This is a genomic window from Kitasatospora sp. NPDC041988 (genome assembly GCF_055588525.1).
This window is the reverse complement of sequence record NZ_JBVJCO010000008.1, coordinates 105,526-126,979: the sequence shown is the minus strand read 5'-3', so window position 1 is coordinate 126,979 and position 21,454 is coordinate 105,526. Positions and strand designations below refer to the sequence as shown.

The window sequence follows — 21,454 nt, the reverse complement described above, 5'->3', positions numbered from 1 at the left end:
GCGCGAGCGGGGGGCGCGCCCCGGGTCAGCCGATCGCGACCTCCGCGTACATCCGGGCGATCACGTCCTCGATCGCGGGCTCGCGGACCGAGAGGTCGACCAGCGGGTACCGGTCGGCGACGGCCGCGACGATCGGGGCGGCGCTCTGCTGGGCCGGGAAGGCCAGCCACTGCCGCGGGCCCTCGACCTTCACCACCCGCGCGCCGGCCACCTCGATCGGCGGCCGGGCCTCGGCGAGGTCGACCACCAGGGTTCGCTCGCTCTCGCCCGCCGCGTGCAGGCCGTCCAGCCCGCCGTCGTAGACGACCCGGCCGTGGTCGATCACCATCACCCGGTCGCAGAGCTGCTCGATGTCGGTGAGGTCGTGCGTGGTGAGCAGCACGGTGGTGCGCTGTTCGCGGTTGACCTCGCGCAGGAAGTCGCGGACCTTGCCCTTGCTGATCACGTCGAGCCCGATGGTGGGTTCGTCCAGGTAGAGCACCTGCGGGTCGTGCAGCAGCGCCGCCGCCAAGTCCCCGCGCATCCGCTGGCCGAGCGAGAGCTGGCGCACCGGCGTGTCCAGCAGGGCGCCGAGGTCGAGCAGTTCGATGCAGCGTTGGAGGTTGGCGCGATATCGGTGGTCGGGGATGCGGTAGAGCCGGCGGGCGAGTTCGTAGGAGTCGCGCAGCGGCAGGTCCCACCAGAGCGTGGTGCGCTGCCCGAAGACGACGCCGATCCGGCGGGCCAGCGCGACGCGCTCCCGGGCCGGGTCGACGCCGGCGACGCGCAGCCGGCCGCCGGAGGGCGCCAGGATGCCGGTGAGCATCTTGATGGAGGTGGACTTGCCGGCGCCGTTCGGGCCGATGTAGCCGACGCACTCGCCGGCCTCCACCGTGAAGCTCAGTCCGTCCACCGCGCGCACCTCCCGCTTCTCGCGCCTGAACCGGCCGGCCTTGGCACGGACGGTGAAGGTGCGTCGGACGTCGTCGAGTTCGATCAGTGCCATGGGAGTTCCGCTTTCACGAGGGGGTGGGGGTCAGCTGCCGGTGCCGCGGTACGCGCGCAGGCCGGCCCGCCAGGCGAGGCCGGCGACGGCGCAGCAGAACACCGCGGCGGCGGGCGAGGCGTACTGGAAGGCGGCGGGCAGTCCGAGCGGATCGGGCCGGCCGAGGATGCGCAGGGCGGGCAGCCAGTTGGCGAAGGCCAGCGGGACGCCGAAGACCACGCCGGCGACGAGCTCCTTGGCGAAGATCGTCGGCGGGTACTGCAGCAGGGTGGCGCCGCCGTAGGTGAGGGAGTTCTGCAGCTCACCGGCTTCGCCCCACCAGAACTGCACGGTGGCGCCGCCGATGAAGGCCGACGCGAAGATGGCGGTGCCGCAGACGAGCAGGACGGGCACCAGCAGCACCCGGTCCCACGTCCAGTGGACGTCCAGCGCCGCCAGCGACCAGACCAGCACCGCCGTCGCCTGGACGGGCCGCCCGAGCCGGCGGAGGGTGAAGCGCTCGGCGCAGAGCTGGGCCAACGCGGGGGCGGGGCGGATCAGCATGGTGTCCAGGCTGCCGGCGCGGATCCGTTCGCCGAGCGCGTCGGCCGTGCCGACCAGCAGGTTGGCGGAGCCCAGCGCGAACGACGACGTCCCGTACAGGAACCCGAGTTCGGGCAGGGTCCAGCCGCCGAGGGCGTGGGTGTGCTGGAACATCAGCAGGATGACGACGAAGTCGAGGAAGGTGATGACTGTGCTCGCCAGGGCCATCAGGGCGAAGGAGAGCCGGTAGGACATGGTGGAGCGGTTCCACATGCCGGCCACCAGCCACCAGGAGCGGACCGCCCAGCGGGCCCGCGCGGCGACGGTCTCGGACCGGACGGAGAGCACCTCGGCGCGGGCGGGGAGCGCCTCGGTGCGGACGAGGTCAGCCACCCTGGACCACCACCTTGCGGGTGGCGAGCCGCTGGACGGCGTGCCCGGCGCCGAGGAGCAGGACCGCCCAGAGCGTCTGAAGGCCGAGGATGCCGAGCAGGCCGGTGCCGGTGTGCCGCTCCAGGAAGACGTCCGTGGGGATCTGGATCATCGCCGCCCAGGGCAGCACCCGGGCGAGCTCGCCGAGCCAGCCGGGGAAGAGGCCGAGCGGCAGCAGCATCCCGGAGAAGAACATCGTCACCACCACCATGACCGAGCGGATCCCCTCGGCGTCCTGGAGCCAGAAGCCGGTCAGCGAGACCAGGAAGCGCAGCCCGAAGCTGACCACCACGGCGAGCAGGACCGAGAGCAGGAACGCCGCCCAGACGGACGGGTGGTGCGGCAGCCGGGTGTGGAAGGCGAGGCAGCCGGCGACGGTCGGCAGCACGCCGCGGGCCAGCAGCTGGAAGCCGGCCCGGCCGAGGTCGTTGGCCAGCCACCACCCCTGGAAGTCGACCGGCCGGTAGAGGTCGACCGCGATGTCGCCCTTGCGAAACCGCTCCTGGATGTCGTCCTGGAAGCCGCCGCCGAAGACCGCGACGGCGGCCAGCAGGGACTGGCTGATCCAGATGTAGGTGACGGCCTGGGAGGTGTCGTAGCCGCCGAGCCCGGGCCTGGCCTGCCAGAGGGCGACGAAGGTGTAGGCGAGGATGAAGCCGAAGACGGTGTTGGTGACTCCACCGGCCAGGGTGGCGGCACGGTAGGTGGAGTAGCGCCGGAAACCGCCGCGGGCGACGGCGAGGTAGAGGCGGGCGGCGCCGCCGATATCCGGAGGGGGCCTGAGCTGCGTCTCAGCCGGCACAGCGTTCGGCATACTGTCTCCTTATCGACAAATATGGGCAGGTGGAAGCGCCCCGAAACAGCGCACGGGCACCGGCAGCGGACACGGAGCACTGGCGCCGGCGCGGACACCGGCGCACGAACGCCGGCAGCGGACACAGAGCACCGGCACGGAGCACCGGCGCACGCCGGACCGGCTCCGACCGTCCCCACCCGGGGGTACCGGGCGAGCGGGCGGAGCTACCCGAGCCGCGTACGCGAGAACTGGGTGCGCTATATGGTTTGCACCTTTCACCGTACCGCCGACGATCAACCGGCGCATCCGGTTTTTCCAACGCCTGATCGCGGATCAAATAGCACATAATCGCGGCATGACCTTGAGGGCAGACCACCGCACCCGACGTCAGGCCAAGCGGGCCGCCCGTCGCGAGGCTCGCCGCGCCAAGCCGTTCTGGCGCCGGCTCCTGCCCACCTGGCGGATCACCCTCGGCGCGCTCACCGCCGTCCTGCTCCTCGCCGTCGGCTCCTTCGCCGTGCTCTACCTCATCGTCCCCGTCCCCGACGCCAACGCCCACGCCGTCGCCCAGAACAACATCTACCTCTACACCGACGGCACCACCGAGATCGCCCGCACCGGCGCCGTCAACCGCACCGACGTGACGATCACCCAGATCCCGCCGGACACCCAGCACGCCGTCGTCTCCGCCGAGGACCGCACCTTCTACCAGAACCGCGGCATCGACCTGAAGGGCATGGTCCGGGCCGGCTGGAACACCCTCACTGGCAAAGGCATGCAGGGCGGCTCCACCATCACCCAGCAGTACGTCAAGAACTACTACCTGACCCAGGACCAGACCATCGAGCGCAAGGGCCGCGAACTCTTCATCGCCCTCAAGGTCGACCAGCAGCGCAGCAAGAACGAGATCCTCACCGGCTACCTCAACAGCAGCTACTTCGGCCGCAACGCCTACGGCATCCAGAGCGCCGCCCACGCCTACTACGGCGTCGACGTCTCCCAGCTCACCCTCCCCCAGGGCGCCTACCTCGCCGCCCTGCTCCAGGCCCCCAGCATCTACGACGTCAAGACCGCCACCCCCGCCAACCGCGAGAAGGCCGTCGCCCGCTGGAACTACGCCCTCGACGGCATGGTCCAACTCGGCTTCCTCACCGCCGTCGACCGCGCCGCCATCACCTTCCCCGAACCGATCGACCCCCAGCCCGCCACCGGCCTCGCCGGCCAGGCCGGCTACCTGGTCGGCGTCGCCGACGACTACCTCATCTCCAGCGGGATCATCGACACCGCCACCCTCAAGGCCGGCGGCTGGCGGATCACCACCACCTTCGACAAGGACAAGCAGGACGCCTTCGCCCACGCCGTCCAGCAGGAACTCACCGACGAGCTCGACCCCGCCAAGCGGCCCACCACCGACACCGACGTCCGCGTCGCCGGCGCCTCCGTCGAACCCGCCACCGGCCGCGTCGTCGCCGTCTACGGCGGCCCCGACTACGCAAAACAGCCCTACAACGACGCGCTGCGCCAGGACAACCAGATCGGCTCCACCTTCAAGCCCATCGACCTCGCCGCCGGCCTCAACTCAGGCCGTAGCAGCGGCGACGGCCGCCCGATCACCACCGAGACCCGCTACGACGGCACCAGCGAACGCCCCGTCACCGGCGGACCCACCCCGTACGCGCCGCCCAACGAGGACGACATCGACTACGGCAACATCACCCTGCGACACGCCATGGCGAAGTCCGTCAACTCGGTGTACGCGCAGGAAGGCGTCGACGCCGGGCTCGCCCACGTCCGGGAGACCGCCATCCGGCTCGGCATCCCCGACAACGTCCCCGGCATGGACCCCGCCAACACCTCGATGACCCTGGGCACCGCCACCCCCAGCGCCCTCAACCTGGCCGGTGCCTACGCCGCGTTCGCCAACCACGGCCAGGCGTACACCCCGTGGTCCGTCACCAAGCTCGAACGCGTCCACACCGGCGGCGCCATCGACGTCCCCAAGATGCCCGAACACGTCCCGACCACCGCCATCGACCGGGGCACCGCCGACGCCGTCACCGACGTCCTGCGCGACGTCGTCAGCCCGCGCGGCACCGGCGCCGCCGCCCTCGACCTCGGCCGCCCCGCCGCCGGCAAGACCGGCACCACCGACTCCAACCTCTCCGCCTGGTTCGCCGGCTACACCCCCGAACTCACCACCACCGTCGGCCTCTTCCGGGAGAACCCGAAGACCCACGCCAAGGAACCGCTCTCCGGCACCGCCGGCTACACCCGGATCAACGGCGGCGCCTTCCCCACCGAGATCTGGACCGCCTACATGGCCGACGTCCTGGACGGCACCGACGTCCAGCACTTCGACCTCCAGCCCAGCCGCGGCAACACCCAGCCGAGCACCCCGGCCACCACCGCCTCGGCCTCGCCGTCCCCCAGCGCGAGCGCCACCAGCGCACCGCCCAGCGCCCCCGCCCCCTCGACGCCGGCACCGGAAGAGCCCACCCCGAGCAGCCGGCCCACCGAGACCCGGCCCACCCCCACCCCCGAGGCTCCCCACCCGACACCCACCCCCGAGCCGCCGGCCACCACCCCGGCCAGCCGGCCCACCTCGGCCAGGCCCACCCCGACGCCGACCCCGACCCCGACCCCCACCGCACCCCCCTCGGCCACCGGCCCGAGCCAGGGCCCGAACCCGGCGGCCGCCACCCCACCCGCGCCGTGAGCCACACAGCCACCGGTGAGCCCAACCGGCCCGGGTGAGCCGGACGCCATGGGTCAGCCCAAACCACGGGCGAGCCGAAACCGCGGGTCAGCAGAAACCACGGGAGAGCCGCTACGCCACCAACTCCCGCTCCAGCGGCGTCCGGAACCGCGGCGTCACCCGCACCTCCCCCAACCAGCCCGACAACCGCGCCGCCTCCACCGCGACCGCCGCCTCCGCCTCCGCCCCGACATCCGCGAACAGCCGCCACACCACCTCACCGTCCGCACGCTGCGCCCAGCCGCCCACCACCCGGCCGCACCACCAGACCGTCGGCCCCGCATTGCCCGCCCGGTCGAACAGCGCCGGGACGTCCTCCGGCCGCAGATACCACTCGCGCCCGCGCCAGCCCATCACCGTCGGATCCAGCGCCGGCAACAGCGCCGCCCACGGCTCCGGCTCCGCCACCGGCTCCACATCCCCCGGCAGCACCAGGCCCGCCACACCCCCGGCCAGCGCCACGTCCACCGCGCCCACGTCCGCCAGCGCCTTGCGGGTGTCCCCCAGCGTCCACCCCGTCCACCACTTCACGTCCTCGACCGTGGCCGGCCCGTACGCCGCCAGCCAGCGCCGCACCACCTCCGCCTTGGCCTCCCGCACCGGCACATCCGGCCACTGCGGCACCCGGGCCCACGGATAGCTGCTGCTCAGCCAGGACCCGCGCGGACGGCACCGCCGCAGGTGCCCGTCCGAGGCCAGCAGCCGCAGCAGCCGGCTGCCCACGCTCTGCTTCGCCTCGTACGGCTTGCCCGCCGACATCAGCATCGTCTCGCGCAACGCCGGCACGTCCGCGCCCAGTTCGCTCGTCGTCGCCTCGCCGCGCCGCTCCAGCGCGGCCAGCACCGCCAGCTCCGTCTCGGCGAGCCGCCGCTCATCCCAGCCCTCGGCGAAGTCGCGCAGGTGCTTCAGCAGCGTCGCCCGCTCCTTGACCGCGATCGCCCGCGCCGTGGACGAACTCACGTACGGCGCGAACTCCTCCGTCACCGCGAAGATCGTCCGCCGCATCGACAGCAGCTTCACCAGCGAGACGTCCTCGTACAGCGCCCGCTCGACCTCCGCCGCCGACGGCTCCGCCAGCCGCGCGCACGCCGACAGGTAGACCGTCGCCGCATCGGTGGCATGCAGCCCGACCACCGCGTCCGCCACCTGCTCGACCCGCGCCGCCCGCCCCGACGGCGCCAGAAGGTGCCGCCGCCCCATCCGGGCCCGGCGCTGCTCGTCACCGACCGAAGGCGCACCCACCGAAGGACCACCGCTCGAACGCACACCGCTGCTCATGCCGGGACCCTACTGCCGCCCACCGACAACCGGGCCCGGACATGACGCGGCGGGCCGCCCCGCACCACGGCGTGACGGCCCGCCCCGGGCGGTCCGGGTCCTTACAGGTAGAGCCCGGTCGACCCCTCCGTGTCGCCGAAGCGCATCGCGGCCACGGCGTGCAGGTCACGCTCGCGCAGCAACACATAGGTGGCGCCGCGGACCTCGACCTCCAGCTTGTCCTCCGGGTCGTACAGGACGCGGTCGCCCGGCTCCACCGAGCGGACGCTCTGGCCCACCGCGACGGCCTCCGCCCAGGTGCAGCGCTTGGACAGCTCCGCGGTGGCCGGGATGAGGATGCCGCCGGTCGAGCGGCGCTCGCCCTCGCTGCCCTCGGTCTTCACCAGGACGCGGTCGTGCAGCATCTTGATCGGCAGCTTCTCGCCCAGCCGGTCGTGGCGCGGCGAGTCGTGCTCCGGCGAGGTGGTCTGCGGGGTCGGTTCGTCGTTCGTACTCACGATCCCGACGGTACCGCCCCCGGGCCCACGGCGTGACGCTGGCCCGGAGTACGAGAAACGGGGCCGGACAGACGGAAGGCCGGGCACCGACGGTGCCCGGCCCCGGCAGACCCGCCGTTCAGCCCTTGCGGCGCTTGCGGGCCGAGGCGACCAGCAGCACCAGACCGGCGCCGACCAACGCGGCCGGGACGATCCGCTCCTTGCGCGGCTGCCCCTTCTCGTCCACGAACTGCGCCTTGGCCTTCTCCACCAGACCGCTCGCCGCCACGTACGCCCGACCGGCCTTCTCCTCCACGGAGGCCACGGCCTTCGCCTTGACCTGGGCGGAGATGGTGCTCGGGTGGACGCGCATGGCGAGCTCGTCCAGGGTCGCCGCCAGCTGGGTGCGGGTGCGGGAGATGTCCGCCTCGATCTGGGCGGTCGTCCGTGCCGACTTGTCCTTCGTGCTCGCCTCGCCCACTCGGGCCACCCCAATTCACTGATGTTGTCCTGTGCGACTGACCCAGTTTGTCAGTTGCCGCGCAGGCCCGCGCGGTCCCACCCACCATCGGAGGTAGGTTTGCCGTGGTACGACCACCCGCCCACGCACCAGGAGAGTCCCCCGTGACTGAGCGTCTCCAGCCCGGCGACACCGCGCCCGCCTTCAGCCTGTCGGACGCCGACGGCAACCAGGTGTCCCTCTCCGACCACCTCGGCCGCAAGGTGATCGTCTACTTCTACCCCGCCGCGCTCACCCCGGGATGCACCAAGCAGGCCTGTGACTTCACCGACAACCTGGAGGTCTTCGCCGGCGCGGGCTTCGACGTCATCGGCATCTCGCCGGACAAGCCGGAGAAGCTCGGCAAGTTCCGCGAGGCCGAGAACCTCAAGGTGACCCTGCTCTCCGACCCGGACCACGCCGTCCTGGAGGCCTACGCCGCGTACGGCGAGAAGCAGAACTACGGCCGCACCTACCAGGGCGTGATCCGCTCCACCGTGATCGTGGACGAGCAGGGCAAGGTCGAGCGCGCCCTCTACAACGTGAAGGCCACCGGCCACGTCGCCAAGCTGCTGCGCGACCTCAAGGTCGAGACCGCCTGAGCGAACGGCTCCGGCAGGTGCCACCGGGGCGCGGCGGTGCGGCACTCGCCACCGCCGCGCCCCGGCGCTGTCCGTGGCGGGTGCCCGCCCCCCGGGGCCCCGGCAACGAAGCGGTGGCGGCGCACCCCCCGACCGGGTGCACCGCCACCGCCGTCTCTCACCTCGGCGGACCGCTGTCGTCAGCAGGTCCCGAGGTCGCTCCAGACGCCCCACGAGCCGCTCGCGCTGGGGTCGTCGCCCTTGGTCCACCACTTGTTCTGGTAGTAGTGGCCCTTCCACGACACCTTGGTGGTGGTCGCGTAGGTGGTGCCCGCGTCCCAGGTCGGCGCGCCCGCGCAGGTGCCCGAGGTCGGGGTCGCGGTCGGGGTGACAGTCGGCGTCGCGGTCGGCGTCACGGTGGGCGTGACGGTCGGGGTCACCGTCGGCGTGACGGTCGGCGTCGCGGTCGGCGTGGCCGTCTGCGACGGGGTCGGCGTCGCGGTGCCGCCGTCGACGGCGCCCCGGCTCAGGTCACCCTTGAGGCCGTACAGCGTGCCCCCGACGTTGACCGTCCAGTTCGACGGCGTCGACACCGGCAGGTAGTAGACGAAGTCCATGTCGATCGACGCGCCCGGCGCCAGCGACTGCCAGCCCGGCAGCTTCACCGACACCCGGTTGTAGGTGCCCTTGAGACCGCCCACGTTGCCCGGACCGGGGTTGTCCTGCTTGATGACGGTCAGCCCGAAGCCGGACTGGTCCTTCGCGTTGCCCGGAGCCGAGTTGCCGTAGTCGAACTGGAACTCGGTGCCGCCCGGCAGGGTCACCGTCGAGTTGTTGACGATGTGGATCTTCGGGTTGATCGGGTAGTTCGAGTCACCCAGCGCGAAGTTGGTGAACGACACGTCGATCGGCAGGGTCTGCTGCGGCAGCACCGTCGTCGAGCGGACCGCACCGTACGGCGAGGCCGCCTTGAACTTGTCGTACATCAGCGAGGTCAGCGTCGAGCCCGGCACGTACTGGCCCTTGCCGCCGTTGGCCGTCGCGTCCCACTTGTAGTCGCCCGCGAGCTCCCAGATCATCGCGCCGCCGGCGCCCTGGTTGACGATGTAGTCCGCCTTGGCGCCCACCGACTGCTCGTCCTCGGTGGAGAGGAAGACCTTCTTCGTGTCGTTCCACAGCCACGGCGCCACCAGCGCGGAGCTGTAGTTGCGGGCGTAGGTGCCCTGCAGGGCGGTGTCGGTCACGCCGTACGCGGAGAGGTAGTCGGGCACGATGCCCTTCTCCAGGTTCTTCGCGTGCCACATCGGGTTCGAGCCGGCCGGGGACTCCTTGCCCGCGTCGTCCTTGTCGTTCCAGATGTTGTCGATGCCGACCGCGCCGTCACCGCACGCCGTCAGCCCGGCGCCCACCGGGCAGGTCGTCGCCGACGCGGTGCCCCAGAGGCCGTTGGTCCCGCCGGTCACGTTCTTGAACCCGCGGGTGTAGTACGGCAGGCCGACGTTGATCCGGCCGCCCGGCATCGCACCGCGGAAGTAGTGGTACGACCAGTCCGCGTTCAGGTAGCCGATCCCGCCGTACTGGCCGGTGCCGTACACGTTGGCCGCCGCCAGCTCGCCGTCCTTGCCGTCGTCGAACAGCGAGGCGTTCGGGCCGACGTACTTGTTCCAGGCGCCGTGCAGGTCGTACGACATGATGTTGACGTAGTCCAGGTACTGCGCCACCTGGAAGGTCTCCATGCCGCGCAGCAGGTAGCCGGACGACGGGGCCGCGACCGAGAGCAGGTAGTGCTTGCCGTCGGCGGCACCCGCCCGGTCCAACTTCTCGCGCAGCGTCTTCATCAGCGCCGCGTAGCCCTTGGCGAGCGACGCGCGCTTGGAGTTGGCCAGCTGCCAGTCCAGCGGGTTGCCCGCGTCCTTCATCGAGGTCGGGTACTCGTAGTCGACGTCGACGCCGTTGAAGCCGTACTTCTTGATGAAGTCGACCGAGGAGTTGGCGAAGGTGTCGATGCCCGCCTGGTTGACGGAGCCGTCCGGGTTGACGGTCATCGAGTAGAAACCGCCGGAGTTGACGCGCTTGCCGTCGTCACCGAAGTACCCGCCGGTCTCGGTCCAACCACCCACCGAGATCATGGTCTTGACGTTCGGGTACTGCTTCTTGAACTTCGTCAGCAGGTTGAAGTGCCCCTTGTAGGGCAGCGACGGGTCCAGCTCGGCACCGGGCACACCCGGGAAGGAGATCCCGGTGGCCTCGTTCTTGTCGCCGTCGGTGCCGACGGAGATCTTGTTGTCGCTCCCGACGTGCCCGAACGCGTAGTTCAGGTGGGTGACCTTGTCCCAGGGGATGTCGCTCACCAGGTAGGACTGCGTGCCGTCCTTGCCGGTACGCCAGCCGGTGAAGTAGCCGATGATGCGGCGCTGGTGGTCCGCTCCCATCTTCTCGCGGCCCGCGGTGTCGTAGACGCTGCAGTACGGGACGTCCACCCCGGGAGTCTGGTACATGCCGTCGGGCCGACAGGCCGCGTTGTCGACGGTCGCGGACGCCTGCGAGGGCGCCGCGCCCAGCGTCGCCACCAGCAGGCCGGCCAGACCGGCAGCCGCCAGCGAGGCCAGACCGGCACGGGCGGCCGGGCTCTTGGAGTGACGGGCAGCGGTGGGACGCCGCTCCGCCGTGGATCGGATCAACACTCGGTCCTCCGGGAGAGAGTGTCGGCGCGTACCTGTGGGGGAGCACGCACGTGGGGGAATGCAGATTGGCGCTGAAGCTATGTGGTCTGAACCACATTGGTCAATAGGTCTGTACCAATTGGTAATCAAATCCCCAACAGCGCCGGCCGAACGGCCGATACCCGACGGTCACCTTCGGCCAACCCGCCGGCCATCCCCCGGCCACCGCGCACGTCAGTCCGCCGGTCGGCCATCCGCACGCCGACGACCGTGCCGGGCCACCCGGACTCACCGCAACGGCCCCGCCCGCCGCCCGCCTGACGGGCCGCAAGTACCGAAGTACTGGTGGTGAGGCCGTAACCGAACGACCCACCAATCGTTCGCACACATGGGGGACGGGCGCACACACAGGCCCGAAGGGGGACAACCATGCCAGTCAAGTACACCCGTGAGCTGCTGACGTCACTCGCGGCAGAGTCGAACAGCGTCAACGACATCATGCGAAAGCTCGGCGTGCCCATGGCGGGCGGTACGCACAGCTACCTGAGCAAGCGGCTGCGGTTCTACGGGATCGACACCTCGCACTTCAACGCAGGCCGACCGGACTACGGGCGCCGTCGGTACTCCCGACAGCAGCTGGCCGAGGCTGCCGCCAACAGCGACAGCATCAACTCCATGATGGCGTACCTGGGAGTCACGCCCTACGACAGCCTGTACTCCTACCTCAAGAAGCGCCTCGCCCAATTCGGCATCGACACTTCGCACTTCACCTTCAGAGGGGACAGCCGCCACAAGGTCCAGGCGGTGCCCAAGGACGTACTGATGCAGGTCGTGGCCACCCGCCGCAGCATCCGCGCCGTGATCCTGGCGCTCGGCATGACCGACTGTGGCGCCTCGCGCGTGCTGGTGAAGGAGTGCATCGAGTTCCACCGGCTCGACACCAGCCATTTCACCGGGCAGGCGCACAGCAAGGGCCAGAAGACCGGGCCGCGACGCAAGGCCGAGGAGCTGCTCGTGCAGCGTCCGCCAGGAAGCCACCGGGTACCGGGCGACCGCCTCCGGGCCATGCTCGTCCACATCGGCCACCCCGATGTCTGCGAGATGTGCGGTACCCCGCCAGCCTGGCTCGGACGCCCCATGGCCCTGGAGGTCGACCACATCAACGGCGACTGGCTCGACAACCGTCGGGAGAACCTCCGCCTCCTCTGCCCCAACTGTCACTCCATCACGCCCACCTACTGCGGCCGGAACATGAATCGGGGCACCAGAGCCGAGGACATCGCCGCGTAGCACGACCATCAGCCGGGAAAGGTGCGGCCTGCAGCAGAGCAAGCCGGTAGGCTAGTGCCGATGTGCGCCCGTACTCCAGCTGGCTAGAGAGGTGCGGTTTAGGTCCGCAGTGTCGTGGGTTCGAGTCCCACCGGGCGTACCGACTGGAATGGCCCGCCTGCCTTCGAATCGAAGACAGGCGGGCCATTGTCGTTCCTGCAACTCGTCAGCCCAGCAGTTCCTTCACCACCGGGACGAGGCCGCGGAAGGCCTTGCCGCGGTGGCTGATGGCGTTCTTCTCGTCGGCCGTCAGCTCCGCGCACGTCCGGGCTTCGCCCAGGGGCTGGAGGATGGGGTCGTAGCCGAAGCCGCCGTCGCCGCTGGGGGCCGTCCGCAGGGTGCCGAGGAGGCGGCCCTCGACCACGCGCTCGGTGCCGTCGGGCAGGGCCAGCGCCGCCGCGCAGAAGAAGTGGGCGCCGCGGTGGGCCGTGTCGATGTCGGAGAGCTGGGCGAGGAGCAGGTCGAGGTTGGCGCGGTCGTCGCCGTGCTTGCCGGCCCAGCGGGCGGAGAAGATGCCGGGGGAGCCGTTCAGCACGTCCACGCAGAGGCCGGAGTCGTCGGCGACGGCGGGCAGGCCGGTGGCCCGGGCGAGGGCGTGGGCCTTGAGGAGGGCGTTCTCGGCGAAGGTGACGCCGGTCTCGCGGACGTCCGGGATCTCGGGGTACGCGTCGGCGCCGATCAGTTCGACGTCCAGGCCGGCGTCGCCGAGGATGGCGCGCAGCTCGGCGATCTTGTTCTGGTTGCGGGTGGCGAGGATCAGGCGGGTCGACATGAACCCACCCTAACCGGACGTCAGCCGGTGCAGACCTGGGTGAGGTTTCCGGCGGCGTCGCCGAGCGGCTTGAGGTCGGGGACCTGCTTGTTGTTGACCGCCTGCTGGACCTTGTCGACCTGGGTGTTGAGGTCGTTGATGGCCTTGACGACGTCGGTGTTCTTGGAGTTCTTGCCGAGCTGGTCGAGGTCGTTCTTGAGCTTCTGGAGCGCCTGTCCGGCGGCGGCCGCGTCGTTGCTCGCGTTGTTGTAGGCGTTGGTGACGTCGGCGATGTCGCCGGTGATGCGGACGGCGGTGTTGCCGCAGTCGAGCGCCTTCTGGGCGGCCGAGCAACTGACCACGCTGAGCGGGAGGATGGCGATCAGGCCGGCCACGGCGAGGGTGGCGGGGCGGGCGATGCTCTGGGGCATCCGGTCCTCCTGGGTGCGCGGGTTCCGGTAGGGGAGGACGCGCGGTGAGGGGTGCGCGGTTCCCGCATTCGGGTTGCTGCGGGAACGGTAAGGGCTCCGGGCCCGGCCTGTACAGCGGCGGCGCCCGGAGCCCTCGCTTTTCGGAAGCGTGGCTGGAGCGGGTCTCAGGCTTCCAGGGCCTTGCGCTGGATCTCGTCGAGCTCGGCGCAGCCGAGGGTGCCGAGGTCGAGGAGGCGGTCGAGGAGGGCGCGGTCGAAGGGGGCGCCTTCCGCGGTGCCCTGGACTTCGACGAAGCGGCCGTCGGAGGTGCAGACGATGTTCATGTCGGTCTCGGCGCGGACGTCTTCCTCGTACCGGAGGTCGAGCATGGGGGTGCCGTCGATGATGCCGACGCTGACGGCGCTGACGCCGCCGGTGATGGGCTGGCCCTTGGCGCGGAGGATCTTCTTGTCGCGGGCCCAGGCGACGGCGTCGACGAGGGCGACGTAGGCGCCGGTGATGGCGGCGGTGCGGGTGCCGCCGTCGGCCTGGAGGACGTCGCAGTCGAGGACGATGGTGTTCTCGGCGAGGGCGCGGTGGTCGATGACGGCGCGCAGGGAGCGGCCGATGAGGCGGCTGATCTCGTGGGTGCGTCCGCCGATGCGGCCCTTGACGGCTTCGCGGTCGCCGCGGGTGTTGGTGGCGCGGGGGAGCATGGAGTATTCGGCGGTGACCCAGCCTTCGCCGCTGCCCTTGCGCCAGCGCGGGACGCCTTCGGTGACGCTGGCGGTGCACAGCACCTTGGTGTCGCCGTAGGAGATGAGGACGGAGCCTTCGGCGTGCTTGCTCCAGCCCCGCTCGATGGTGATGGGGCGGAGCTGTTCGGGGGTGCGGCCGTCGATGCGTGACATAGGCACCGAGCGTAGCCGCTTCTGCCGGGTGGTCCTGGTATGCCCCGACGGGTCCGGATCGGTGCCTGTGGGGCCGGGTGTCGGGGCGCTTGTCGGGCTGCGGCTGTTGCCCGTCCGGTGGGGCCGGGTTGCCCGGAAGTCCTCGGCCCGCCGCCCCTTGGAGGGGTCGGCGGGCCGGAGGGTGGTGGGCCGGGTGGGCTCAGCTCACATCATGTCTTCGATGTCGGCGGCGATCGGGTCGGCGTCGGTGCCGATGACGACCTGGATCGCGGTGCCCATCTTGACGACGCCGTGGGCGCCGGCCGCCTTGAGGGCGGCCTCGTCGACGAGGGAGGCGTCCTTGACCTCGGTGCGCAGGCGGGTGATGCAGCCTTCGACCTCTTCGATGTTGTCGATGCCGCCCAGACCGGCGACGATCTTCTCAGCCTTGCTGGCCATCTGTTGTTCTCCCTCTGTCTCGGCCCGTCGGCTGCTCTGCCGGGTGCCGTCCTGCGCTGTGCTCGGGTCCCCGGCCGAGGCTGGGGGGGTGGGTCGTTGCCGGTGCTGACGTGGTTTCAGCGGCCGTCGCGCTGCGCGGCAGCGCGACTAGCATCGCCCGATCAGGACCGGTCTGCCACGTTAGTCCACTTTTGGCCCATTCCGACGCGCACGATCTGGATCTTCGTCCGAGGATGACGATCAGCGGGGCTTCCGTCCCAGCGCGCGCGGCCTGCGTCCCCAAGAGTGGTCTACACCAATATATGTGCACTCCGATGAACGCAGGAAGGGCCCCGGGTGTTCCTCGGTCCCGCCCGGCGGTCCCCCGGGGGCTCCGCGGCCGGCAACTGCTCTCGGAGGGCGAAGGATGAGTTCGGCAGGCGCCACAGCCCCGCAGACCGTGTGGTGGCACACGTTCTACGGCGGACTCCAGAAGATGGGCCGCTCGCTCCAGCTGCCGGTCGCGGTGCTGCCGGCGGCCGGCATCCTCAACCGGCTCGGGCAGCCCGACGTCTTCGGCAAGGACGGGCTGGGCTGGGACAACGTCGCCAAGGTCTTCGCGGCGGCGGGCGGTGCGCTGCTGGACTCCTCGCTGGGGCTTCCGATGCTGTTCTGCATCGGCGTCGCGATCGGCATGGCCAAGAAGGCGGACGGCTCGACGGCACTGGCGGCCGTGGTGGGGTTCCTCGTCTTCTACCAGGTGCTGCACGCCTTCCCCGAGGACTGCAAGGTGCCGACGGTCCTGGTCGGCAACCAGTGCGTGGACTACACCTCGGCGAAGGCCGCCGCCGCGACGTACCAGAACCCGGGCGTCCTGGGCGGCATCCTGATCGGCCTGATGTCGGCCTGGCTCTGGGTGCGTTTCCACCGCACCAAGCTGGTCGACTGGCTGGGCTTCTTCAACGGCCGCCGCCTGGTCCCGATGATCACGGCCCTGGTCGGCATGCTCGCCGCCTGCCTCGCGGTCTGGGCCTGGCCGCCGATCGGCCGCGCCATGAACGACTTCAGCCAGCACCTCGTCGACCTGCAGTCGGGCGGCGCGGGCATCTTCGGTGTCTGCAACCGCGTGCTGCTGCTGATCGGCATGCACCAGCTGCTGAACACCTTCGTCTGGTTCCAGTTCGGCGAGTACACCAAGCCGGACGGCGTGATCGTGCACGGCGACATCCCGCGCTTCCTGGCGGGCGACCCGACGGCCGGCCAGTTCCAGTCCGGCTTCTTCCCCATCATGATGTTCGCGCTGCCGGCTGCCGCACTGGCGATCGCGCACTCCGCCAAGGTGCACCGCCGCAAGGAGATCTACGGTCTGATGCTCTCGGTCGGCCTGACCTCCTTCGTCACCGGCGTGACCGAACCGATCGAGTACTCCTTCGCCTACGTCGCCCCGGCGCTGTACGCAGTGCACGCCCTGCTGACCGGTGCGTCGATGGCGATCACCTGGGGGCTGGGGGTGCACGACGGGTTCAGCTTCTCGGCCGGCCTGATCGACTACGTGATCAACTGGAGCCTGGCCACCAAGCCCTGGATGATCATCATCATCGGGCTCGGCTTCGCCGCCGTGTACTACGCGCTGTTCCGGTTCATCATCGTGAAATTCGACATGAAAACACCCGGACGCGAGGACGAGGGCCAGGTCGAGGACGTGACCAAGGCATAAACCGAGCGTCACCACGAGCCCTCCGAAAAGGCCTTCGGACCATTGGTCCGGGGGCCTTCGGCATATCCGGAACGGGCCGATGGTCCCGATACAGAACTCCCGCTATTGGCGTACGCGAAATTCGGCGGCCCGCCCTGCCCGTGCCCTGCGGCCCCGCCCCGGCACTGCGCGGGCTGGCAGGCGGCCGCCGCCCGGCGCCCGTCCCGCCGGTACGACTTCGGCCGGAGAACGGGGTGGGGGGAAGATCACCGCCGCGGCGCGGCGTGCCGGTCGGCGATCCGCCACAGCTGTTCCCCTCGGGCGCCGCCACGGGTTTCACCCGGCAATGAGATGGCGCGACGGAGTGCGGTGACAATCCGGCGGCGATTACCGGACGACGGCCGGGGCGACCGCAACCGTCGCGCGACCTCCCCCGCCCGACCATGCCGGCGGACGGTCCGCATCCGGCCGCCCCTCACTCCCGGACCCGGCCGGTCCGCCCCCGGGCGCCTTCGCCCGCCTCCTCGCGGCCTCCGCCGGACCAGCCGGGCCCGCGGGCCCGGCCCCGCCGGTCGACCCCCGCCGAGTGGCCGACTCTTTTTGTTGCGCAAATAGCCAAAATGCCAATCACGGCGGGTAATCATGATCGTCGATCCGCAAGTAGGTTTCGATTTCATAGCGCTTCTCACCAGCACCGCTTTCAGGGGTTCCCCCCCTTCTCCACCCGTGCTACAAAACTGGTCTACACCACGTGTGGTGTAGACCAGTTCGCGGTCGGCCCCCCTGTGCACCTACCCCCGACCGACCCGCCCTGCCGTTAGGAACCCACCCCCATGAGTCAGTCTGCGCAGGCACCGGCGCCCGCCGCGGCTCCGGCCACGCCAAGCCCCACCAAGAAGTTCGGCCAGAACCTGCTGCAGGGTCTGCAGAAGATCGGCCGCAGCCTCCAGCTGCCCATCGCCGTTCTCCCCGCCGCCGGTCTGCTGATGCGCCTCGGCCAGGACGATGTGTTCGGCAAGGACGGCCTCGGCTGGAACAAGGTCGCCGCGGTGTTCGCCACCGCCGGTGACGCGGTCTTCGCCAACCTGCCGCTGCTGTTCGCGGTGGGAATCGCGATCGGCTTCGCCAAGAAGGCGGACGGCTCCACCGCGCTCGCCGCGCTCGTCGGCTTCCTGGTGTACAAGAACGTGCTGACCGCGTTCCCGGTCACCGAGGCCGTGGTCGCCGACGGCAAGTACACCGCCGCCACGTACCAGAACCCGGGCGTGCTCGGCGGTATCGTGATCGGTCTGCTCTCCGCCGTGCTGTGGCAGAAGTACCACCGCACCAAGCTGGTCGACTGGCTCGGCTTCTTCAACGGCCGCCGTCTCGTCCCGATCCTCATGGCCTTCGTCGGCACCGCCGTCGGCGTCCTCTTCGCCCTGACCTGGGGCCCGATCGGCGACGCCATCAAGAGCCTGAACGACACCCTGATCGGCGCCGGCGCGTTCGGTGCGGGCGCCTTCGGCCTGGTCAACCGCGGTCTGCTGCCCGTCGGCATGCACCAGTTCGTGAACTCCTACGCCTGGTTCCAGACCGGTGACTTCACCAAGCCCGACGGCACCGTCGTCCACGGTGACCTGACGCGCTTCTTCGCCGGCGACCCGACCGCCGGACAGTTCATGTCGGGCTTCTTCCCGATCATGATGTTCGCCCTCCCCGCCGCGGCGTTCGCCATCGCCCACACCGCCAAGCCGCACCGCCGCAAGGCCGTCACCGGCATGATGCTGTCGCTGGCGCTGACCTCCTTCGTCACCGGTGTCACCGAGCCGATCGAGTTCGCCTTCGTCTTCATCGCCCCGGCCCTGTACGTCATCCACGCGGTGCTGACCGCCGTCTCGATGGCCCTCACCTGGGCGCTCGGCGTGCACGACGGCTTCACCTTCTCCGGCGGTCTGATCGACTACGCCCTGGCCTGGAACAAGGCCACCGACCCGTGGATGATCATCCCGATCGGTATCGCGTTCGCCGCGCTGTACTACTTCCTCTTCCGCTTCGCGATCGTCAAGTTCAACCTCAAGACCCCCGGTCGCGAGGACGACGACGAGATCGAGGACGTCACCAAGGCCTGACACCGAGGTACGACCCGCAGCACCCCCGGCCCCGCCCTGCCGCTCACTCCCCCGAGCGGCAGGGCGGGGTCGTTCGCTTGCCCCGGCCCCACCCTCCCTTCGGCCTCGCCCCTCGCGCCTCGCCCTCGCCCCGCCCTCGCGCCTCGCCTTCGCCGTCCCAGCCCCGGAGCCGTCCGGTGAGACGATGGTTGACGAACCAGCAAGATCGCTGGTCAACTGAAGCGGTGAACGCCCGGCGCATCCTGGTCACCCGCAGCCACATCGACTTCGGTCGCGTGTGGTCCGCGGCGTGTTGCGCCTGACCTGACCGTTCCCCCGCCACCGCCCGGCTGACGCCCCGCCGCGCCCCGGCCCCGCTTCCCGTCGCCCGTGACCGCCCGCCACCCGGGCCGCCGCCACGTGCCCGCCCGCACCGCGCACACACCGCTCCCGTACGAGGAAAGTCAAGGCCTCGCCATGCCCCGCCAGTTGCACCTGTCCGCCGCCCTCGACAGCCCCGGCCGCTTCGACGCCGGGCACTTCGCCGCTCTCGCCCGCCTCGCCGAGCGGGCCACGCTGGACTTCGTCACCCTGGACGACTCCTACGCACCCGAGCCGCAGCGGCTCGACGCCCTCGCCACCTTCGCCCGGCTCGCCCCGCGAACGCGCGGGCTCGGCCTGGTCCCGACCGTCACCACCACGCACACCGAGCCGTTCCACACCTCGATCTCCGTCAACACCCTGGACTGGGTGAGCGAGGGCCGGGCCGGCTGGCTGGTCGGCGTCTCCGACACCGAGGCGGAGGCCAGAGCCTTCGGCCGCAAGGACGTCGCCCCGGCCGACGTGCTCTGGGCCGAGGCCGCCGACGCCGCCGAGGTCGCCGCGCGGCTCTGGGACAGCTGGGAGGACGACGCGGAGATCCGCGACGTCGCCACCGGCCGGTTCATCGACCGCGACAAGCTCCACCACGTCGACTTCGAGGGCCCGCACTTCTCCGTCCGCGGCCCGTCCATCACCCCGCGCCCGCCGCAGGGCCGGCCGGTCGTCGCGGTGGCGGTCGCCGCCGCGGACCTCTCTCCGGTCGCCTCCCCCGGCGGGCGTGCCCGGGTCGCGACCGCGATCCGCCACGCCGATGTCGTCCTGCTCGACGCCCCCGACCGGGCGACCCGGCTGACCGCCGCCACCGAACTGCGGCTGCGCGCGGGCGAGAGCCTGCGGATCCTCGCCCGGCTCGACGCCGCCCTCCCCGACGAGAGGGCCGTCGCCACGCTGACCACCGAGCTCGCCGAGGGCGGGGGCGGCGTCGACGGCTTCCACCTGGCACCCGCCGACCCGGCCCGCGACCTGGCCGCCCTCGCCGACCGCGTCGTCCCGGCGCTGCGCGGGCGCGGACTGTTCCGCGCCGGCTACACCGGCCGCACCCTGCGCGACCACCTCGGCCTGGCCCGCCCGGCCGGCCGCTACACCCCCGCCGCCGGCGCGCCTGCCGTGCCGGCCGCCGCCACCGCTCTGACCAGCGCCTCCGAGGTGACCCGATGACGGACCGACCGCTCAAGCAGATCCACCTCGCCGCGCACTTCCCGGGCGTCAACAACACCACGGTGTGGACGGACCCGGCCTCGCGGAGCCAGATCGAGTTCGCCTCCTTCCGCCATCTCGCGGAGACCGCCGAGCGCGGTAAGTTCGACTTCCTCTTCCTCGCCGAGGGCCTGCGGCTGCGCGAGGTGAAGGGCCTGATCCACGACCTGGACGTGGTCGGCCGGCCCGAGTCGATCACCGTCCTGGGCGCCCTGGCCGCCGTCACCACTCACCTCGGCCTGGCCGCCACGGTCAACGCGACCTTCAACGAACCGTACGAGCTGGCCCGGCGGTTCGCCTCGCTGGACCACCTCTCCGGCGGCCGGGCGGCCTGGAACGTGGTCACCTCCTCGGACGCCTTCACCGGCGAGAACTTCCGCCGCGGCGGCTACCTCGACCGCGCCGACCGGTACACCCGGGCCGCCGAATTCGTCCAGCTGGCCCGGGAGTTCTGGGACGCCGGGGACGAGACCGTCCGGCACCGGGGCCCGCAGTTCGACGTCGAGGGCCGGCTCTCGCTGCCCCGCCCGCCGCAGGGGCACCCGGTGGTCATCCAGGCCGGGGACTCCGACGAGGGGCGGGAGTTCGCCGCCGCCGCGGCCGACATCATCTTCAGCCGGCACGCCACCCTGACCGCCGGCCGGGCCTTCCACGCCGACGTGAAACGGCGGCTGGCCGCGTACGGGCGCAAGCCGGACGAGCTGAAGATCATGCCCGGCGTCACCTACGTGCTGGGCGACACCGACGCCGACGCCGCCGAGCGGGCCGCCGAGATCCGCCGGGCCCAGGTCGGGCCGCAGACCACCATCGCCTACCTGGAGCAGGTCTGGGGCATCGACCTCTCCGACCACGACCCGGACGGCCCGCTGCCCACCGTCGACCCGGTGGTGGACAGCGCCCTCGTCCAGGGCCGGACCAGGATCGGCGACCCGCTGGAGACCGCCGCCAAGTGGCGCGCGGTGGCGGCCGCGAAGAAGCTCAGCAGTCGCGAGCTGGTGATCGAGGTGACCGGCCGGCAGTCCTTCATCGGCAGCGCACAGACGATCGCCGCCCAGCTCGACGAGCATGTGCAGAGCGACGCGGCGGACGGCTTCATCCTCGTCCCGCACCTCACCCCGGGCGGGCTGGACGACTTCGTGGACCAGGTGGTGCCGCTGCTCCAGGAGCGCGGGGTCTTCCGCAGCGAGTACACCGGGACGACACTGCGCGAGCACCTCGGCCTGCCGGCGCCCGGGCAGCGCTGAGCCGTACGGCAGGCGGCCCGCGACGGACGCCGGAGAGCGGA

Annotated in this window: 18 protein-coding genes and 1 tRNA gene; 8 read left to right on the top strand and 11 right to left on the bottom strand. The window is 71.1% G+C overall.

Going from position 1 to position 21,454, the window contains the following annotated elements; genetic code table 11:
* Positions 1–25: 25 nt before the first annotated feature.
* From ACZ6NC_RS10990 to ACZ6NC_RS10980, 3 genes are all read right to left on the bottom strand, one after another.
* The gene (locus tag ACZ6NC_RS10990; RefSeq protein ID WP_465731194.1) at positions 26–985 is read right to left on the bottom strand and encodes an ABC transporter ATP-binding protein; all 960 of its coding nucleotides are present in this window, start codon (positions 983–985) and stop codon (positions 26–28) included.
* A 30-nt stretch (positions 986–1,015) separates the two neighbouring features.
* Complete coding sequence (locus ACZ6NC_RS10985) at positions 1,016–1,780, bottom strand: ABC transporter permease (protein WP_465731363.1); 765 nt, start codon at positions 1,778–1,780, stop codon at positions 1,016–1,018.
* Between the two features lie 112 nt (positions 1,781–1,892).
* Positions 1,893–2,753, bottom strand: a complete 861-nt coding sequence (locus ACZ6NC_RS10980; protein ID WP_465731192.1) for an ABC transporter permease — start codon at positions 2,751–2,753, stop codon at positions 1,893–1,895.
* A gap of 337 nt (positions 2,754–3,090) precedes the next feature.
* Here ACZ6NC_RS10980 and ACZ6NC_RS10975 point away from each other — a divergent pair, with 337 nt between their 5' ends.
* A complete protein-coding gene (locus ACZ6NC_RS10975) occupies positions 3,091–5,451 on the top strand; it encodes a transglycosylase domain-containing protein (protein ID WP_465731190.1) in 2,361 nt (786 codons plus the stop codon).
* Between the two features lie 111 nt (positions 5,452–5,562).
* On the opposite strand, the gene ACZ6NC_RS10970 is transcribed toward ACZ6NC_RS10975, so the two are convergent.
* The 3 genes from ACZ6NC_RS10970 to ACZ6NC_RS10960 form a co-directional block, all read right to left on the bottom strand.
* Positions 5,563–6,768 (bottom strand): winged helix DNA-binding domain-containing protein, encoded by a 1,206-nt coding sequence (locus ACZ6NC_RS10970; protein ID WP_465731188.1) that lies wholly within the window; start codon positions 6,766–6,768, stop codon positions 5,563–5,565.
* Between the two features lie 101 nt (positions 6,769–6,869).
* Positions 6,870–7,172, bottom strand: a complete 303-nt coding sequence (locus ACZ6NC_RS10965) for a GroES family chaperonin (RefSeq protein WP_148645002.1) — start codon at positions 7,170–7,172, stop codon at positions 6,870–6,872.
* A 211-nt stretch (positions 7,173–7,383) separates the two neighbouring features.
* On the bottom strand, positions 7,384–7,725 hold the full coding sequence (locus tag ACZ6NC_RS10960) for a DUF3618 domain-containing protein (RefSeq protein WP_465731186.1): 342 nt from the start codon (positions 7,723–7,725) through the stop codon (positions 7,384–7,386).
* A gap of 143 nt (positions 7,726–7,868) precedes the next feature.
* Between ACZ6NC_RS10960 and bcp the strand changes: the two genes are divergently transcribed.
* A complete protein-coding gene (bcp, locus tag ACZ6NC_RS10955) occupies positions 7,869–8,345 on the top strand; it encodes a thioredoxin-dependent thiol peroxidase (RefSeq protein WP_465731184.1) in 477 nt (158 codons plus the stop codon).
* Between the two features lie 179 nt (positions 8,346–8,524).
* On the opposite strand, the gene ACZ6NC_RS10950 is transcribed toward bcp, so the two are convergent.
* Complete coding sequence (locus tag ACZ6NC_RS10950; RefSeq protein ID WP_465731182.1) at positions 8,525–11,005, bottom strand: chitinase C-terminal domain-containing protein; 2,481 nt, start codon at positions 11,003–11,005, stop codon at positions 8,525–8,527.
* Positions 11,006–11,416: 411 nt separating this feature from the next.
* Here ACZ6NC_RS10950 and ACZ6NC_RS10945 point away from each other — a divergent pair, with 411 nt between their 5' ends.
* Positions 11,417–12,277: an HNH endonuclease signature motif containing protein gene (locus ACZ6NC_RS10945; protein WP_465731180.1), complete on the top strand. Its 861-nt coding sequence runs from the start codon at positions 11,417–11,419 to the stop codon at positions 12,275–12,277.
* A 64-nt stretch (positions 12,278–12,341) separates the two neighbouring features.
* A tRNA-Leu gene (locus ACZ6NC_RS10940) sits at positions 12,342–12,416 on the top strand.
* Between the two features lie 66 nt (positions 12,417–12,482).
* Here ACZ6NC_RS10940 and rdgB read toward each other — a convergent pair.
* The 4 genes from rdgB to ACZ6NC_RS10920 all read right to left on the bottom strand — a co-directional run bounded on the left by rdgB (position 12,483) and on the right by ACZ6NC_RS10920 (position 14,946).
* Positions 12,483–13,088: an RdgB/HAM1 family non-canonical purine NTP pyrophosphatase gene (rdgB, locus tag ACZ6NC_RS10935; RefSeq protein WP_465731178.1), complete on the bottom strand. Its 606-nt coding sequence runs from the start codon at positions 13,086–13,088 to the stop codon at positions 12,483–12,485.
* Between the two features lie 20 nt (positions 13,089–13,108).
* Entirely contained in the window at positions 13,109–13,498 is a 390-nt protein-coding gene (locus ACZ6NC_RS10930; protein ID WP_465731176.1) for a hypothetical protein, read from the bottom strand.
* A gap of 164 nt (positions 13,499–13,662) precedes the next feature.
* Complete coding sequence (gene rph, locus ACZ6NC_RS10925; RefSeq protein WP_405359964.1) at positions 13,663–14,388, bottom strand: ribonuclease PH; 726 nt, start codon at positions 14,386–14,388, stop codon at positions 13,663–13,665.
* A 204-nt stretch (positions 14,389–14,592) separates the two neighbouring features.
* Complete coding sequence (locus ACZ6NC_RS10920) at positions 14,593–14,946, bottom strand: PTS sugar transporter subunit IIB (protein ID WP_465731361.1); 354 nt, start codon at positions 14,944–14,946, stop codon at positions 14,593–14,595.
* 286 nt (positions 14,947–15,232) lie between these two features.
* Here ACZ6NC_RS10920 and ACZ6NC_RS10915 point away from each other — a divergent pair, with 286 nt between their 5' ends.
* From ACZ6NC_RS10915 to ACZ6NC_RS10900, 4 genes are all read left to right on the top strand, one after another.
* The gene (locus tag ACZ6NC_RS10915; RefSeq protein WP_465731174.1) at positions 15,233–16,522 is read left to right on the top strand and encodes a PTS transporter subunit EIIC; all 1,290 of its coding nucleotides are present in this window, start codon (positions 15,233–15,235) and stop codon (positions 16,520–16,522) included.
* A gap of 812 nt (positions 16,523–17,334) precedes the next feature.
* A complete protein-coding gene (locus ACZ6NC_RS10910; protein WP_465731172.1) occupies positions 17,335–18,612 on the top strand; it encodes a PTS transporter subunit EIIC in 1,278 nt (425 codons plus the stop codon).
* Positions 18,613–19,068: 456 nt separating this feature from the next.
* Entirely contained in the window at positions 19,069–20,130 is a 1,062-nt protein-coding gene (locus ACZ6NC_RS10905; protein ID WP_465731170.1) for an LLM class flavin-dependent oxidoreductase, read from the top strand.
* A complete protein-coding gene (locus tag ACZ6NC_RS10900; RefSeq protein ID WP_465731168.1) occupies positions 20,127–21,413 on the top strand; it encodes an LLM class flavin-dependent oxidoreductase in 1,287 nt (428 codons plus the stop codon). Before ACZ6NC_RS10905 ends, ACZ6NC_RS10900 begins: the two co-directional genes overlap by 4 nt.
* Positions 21,414–21,454 lie beyond the last annotated feature (41 nt).

What these genes read in the sequence shown, in the direction of transcription:
- ACZ6NC_RS10990 (WP_465731194.1), bottom strand. Translation starts at nt 985, where the DNA reads ATGGCACTGATCGAACTCGACGACGTCCGACGCACCTTCACCGTCCGT.
- ACZ6NC_RS10985 (WP_465731363.1), bottom strand. Translation starts at nt 1,780, where the DNA reads ATGTGGAACCGCTCCACCATGTCCTACCGGCTCTCCTTCGCCCTGATG.
- ACZ6NC_RS10980 (WP_465731192.1), bottom strand. Translation starts at nt 2,753, where the DNA reads ATGCCGAACGCTGTGCCGGCTGAGACGCAGCTCAGGCCCCCTCCGGAT.
- ACZ6NC_RS10975 (WP_465731190.1), top strand. Translation starts at nt 3,091, where the DNA reads ATGACCTTGAGGGCAGACCACCGCACCCGACGTCAGGCCAAGCGGGCC.
- ACZ6NC_RS10970 (WP_465731188.1), bottom strand. Translation starts at nt 6,768, where the DNA reads ATGAGCAGCGGTGTGCGTTCGAGCGGTGGTCCTTCGGTGGGTGCGCCT.
- ACZ6NC_RS10965 (WP_148645002.1), bottom strand. Translation starts at nt 7,172, where the DNA reads ATGCTGCACGACCGCGTCCTGGTGAAGACCGAGGGCAGCGAGGGCGAG.
- ACZ6NC_RS10945 (WP_465731180.1), top strand. Translation starts at nt 11,417, where the DNA reads ATGCCAGTCAAGTACACCCGTGAGCTGCTGACGTCACTCGCGGCAGAG.
- rdgB (WP_465731178.1), bottom strand. Translation starts at nt 13,088, where the DNA reads ATGTCGACCCGCCTGATCCTCGCCACCCGCAACCAGAACAAGATCGCC.
- ACZ6NC_RS10930 (WP_465731176.1), bottom strand. Translation starts at nt 13,498, where the DNA reads ATGCCCCAGAGCATCGCCCGCCCCGCCACCCTCGCCGTGGCCGGCCTG.
- rph (WP_405359964.1), bottom strand. Translation starts at nt 14,388, where the DNA reads ATGTCACGCATCGACGGCCGCACCCCCGAACAGCTCCGCCCCATCACC.
- ACZ6NC_RS10915 (WP_465731174.1), top strand. Translation starts at nt 15,233, where the DNA reads ATGAGTTCGGCAGGCGCCACAGCCCCGCAGACCGTGTGGTGGCACACG.
- ACZ6NC_RS10910 (WP_465731172.1), top strand. Translation starts at nt 17,335, where the DNA reads ATGAGTCAGTCTGCGCAGGCACCGGCGCCCGCCGCGGCTCCGGCCACG.
- ACZ6NC_RS10905 (WP_465731170.1), top strand. Translation starts at nt 19,069, where the DNA reads ATGCCCCGCCAGTTGCACCTGTCCGCCGCCCTCGACAGCCCCGGCCGC.
- ACZ6NC_RS10900 (WP_465731168.1), top strand. Translation starts at nt 20,127, where the DNA reads ATGACGGACCGACCGCTCAAGCAGATCCACCTCGCCGCGCACTTCCCG.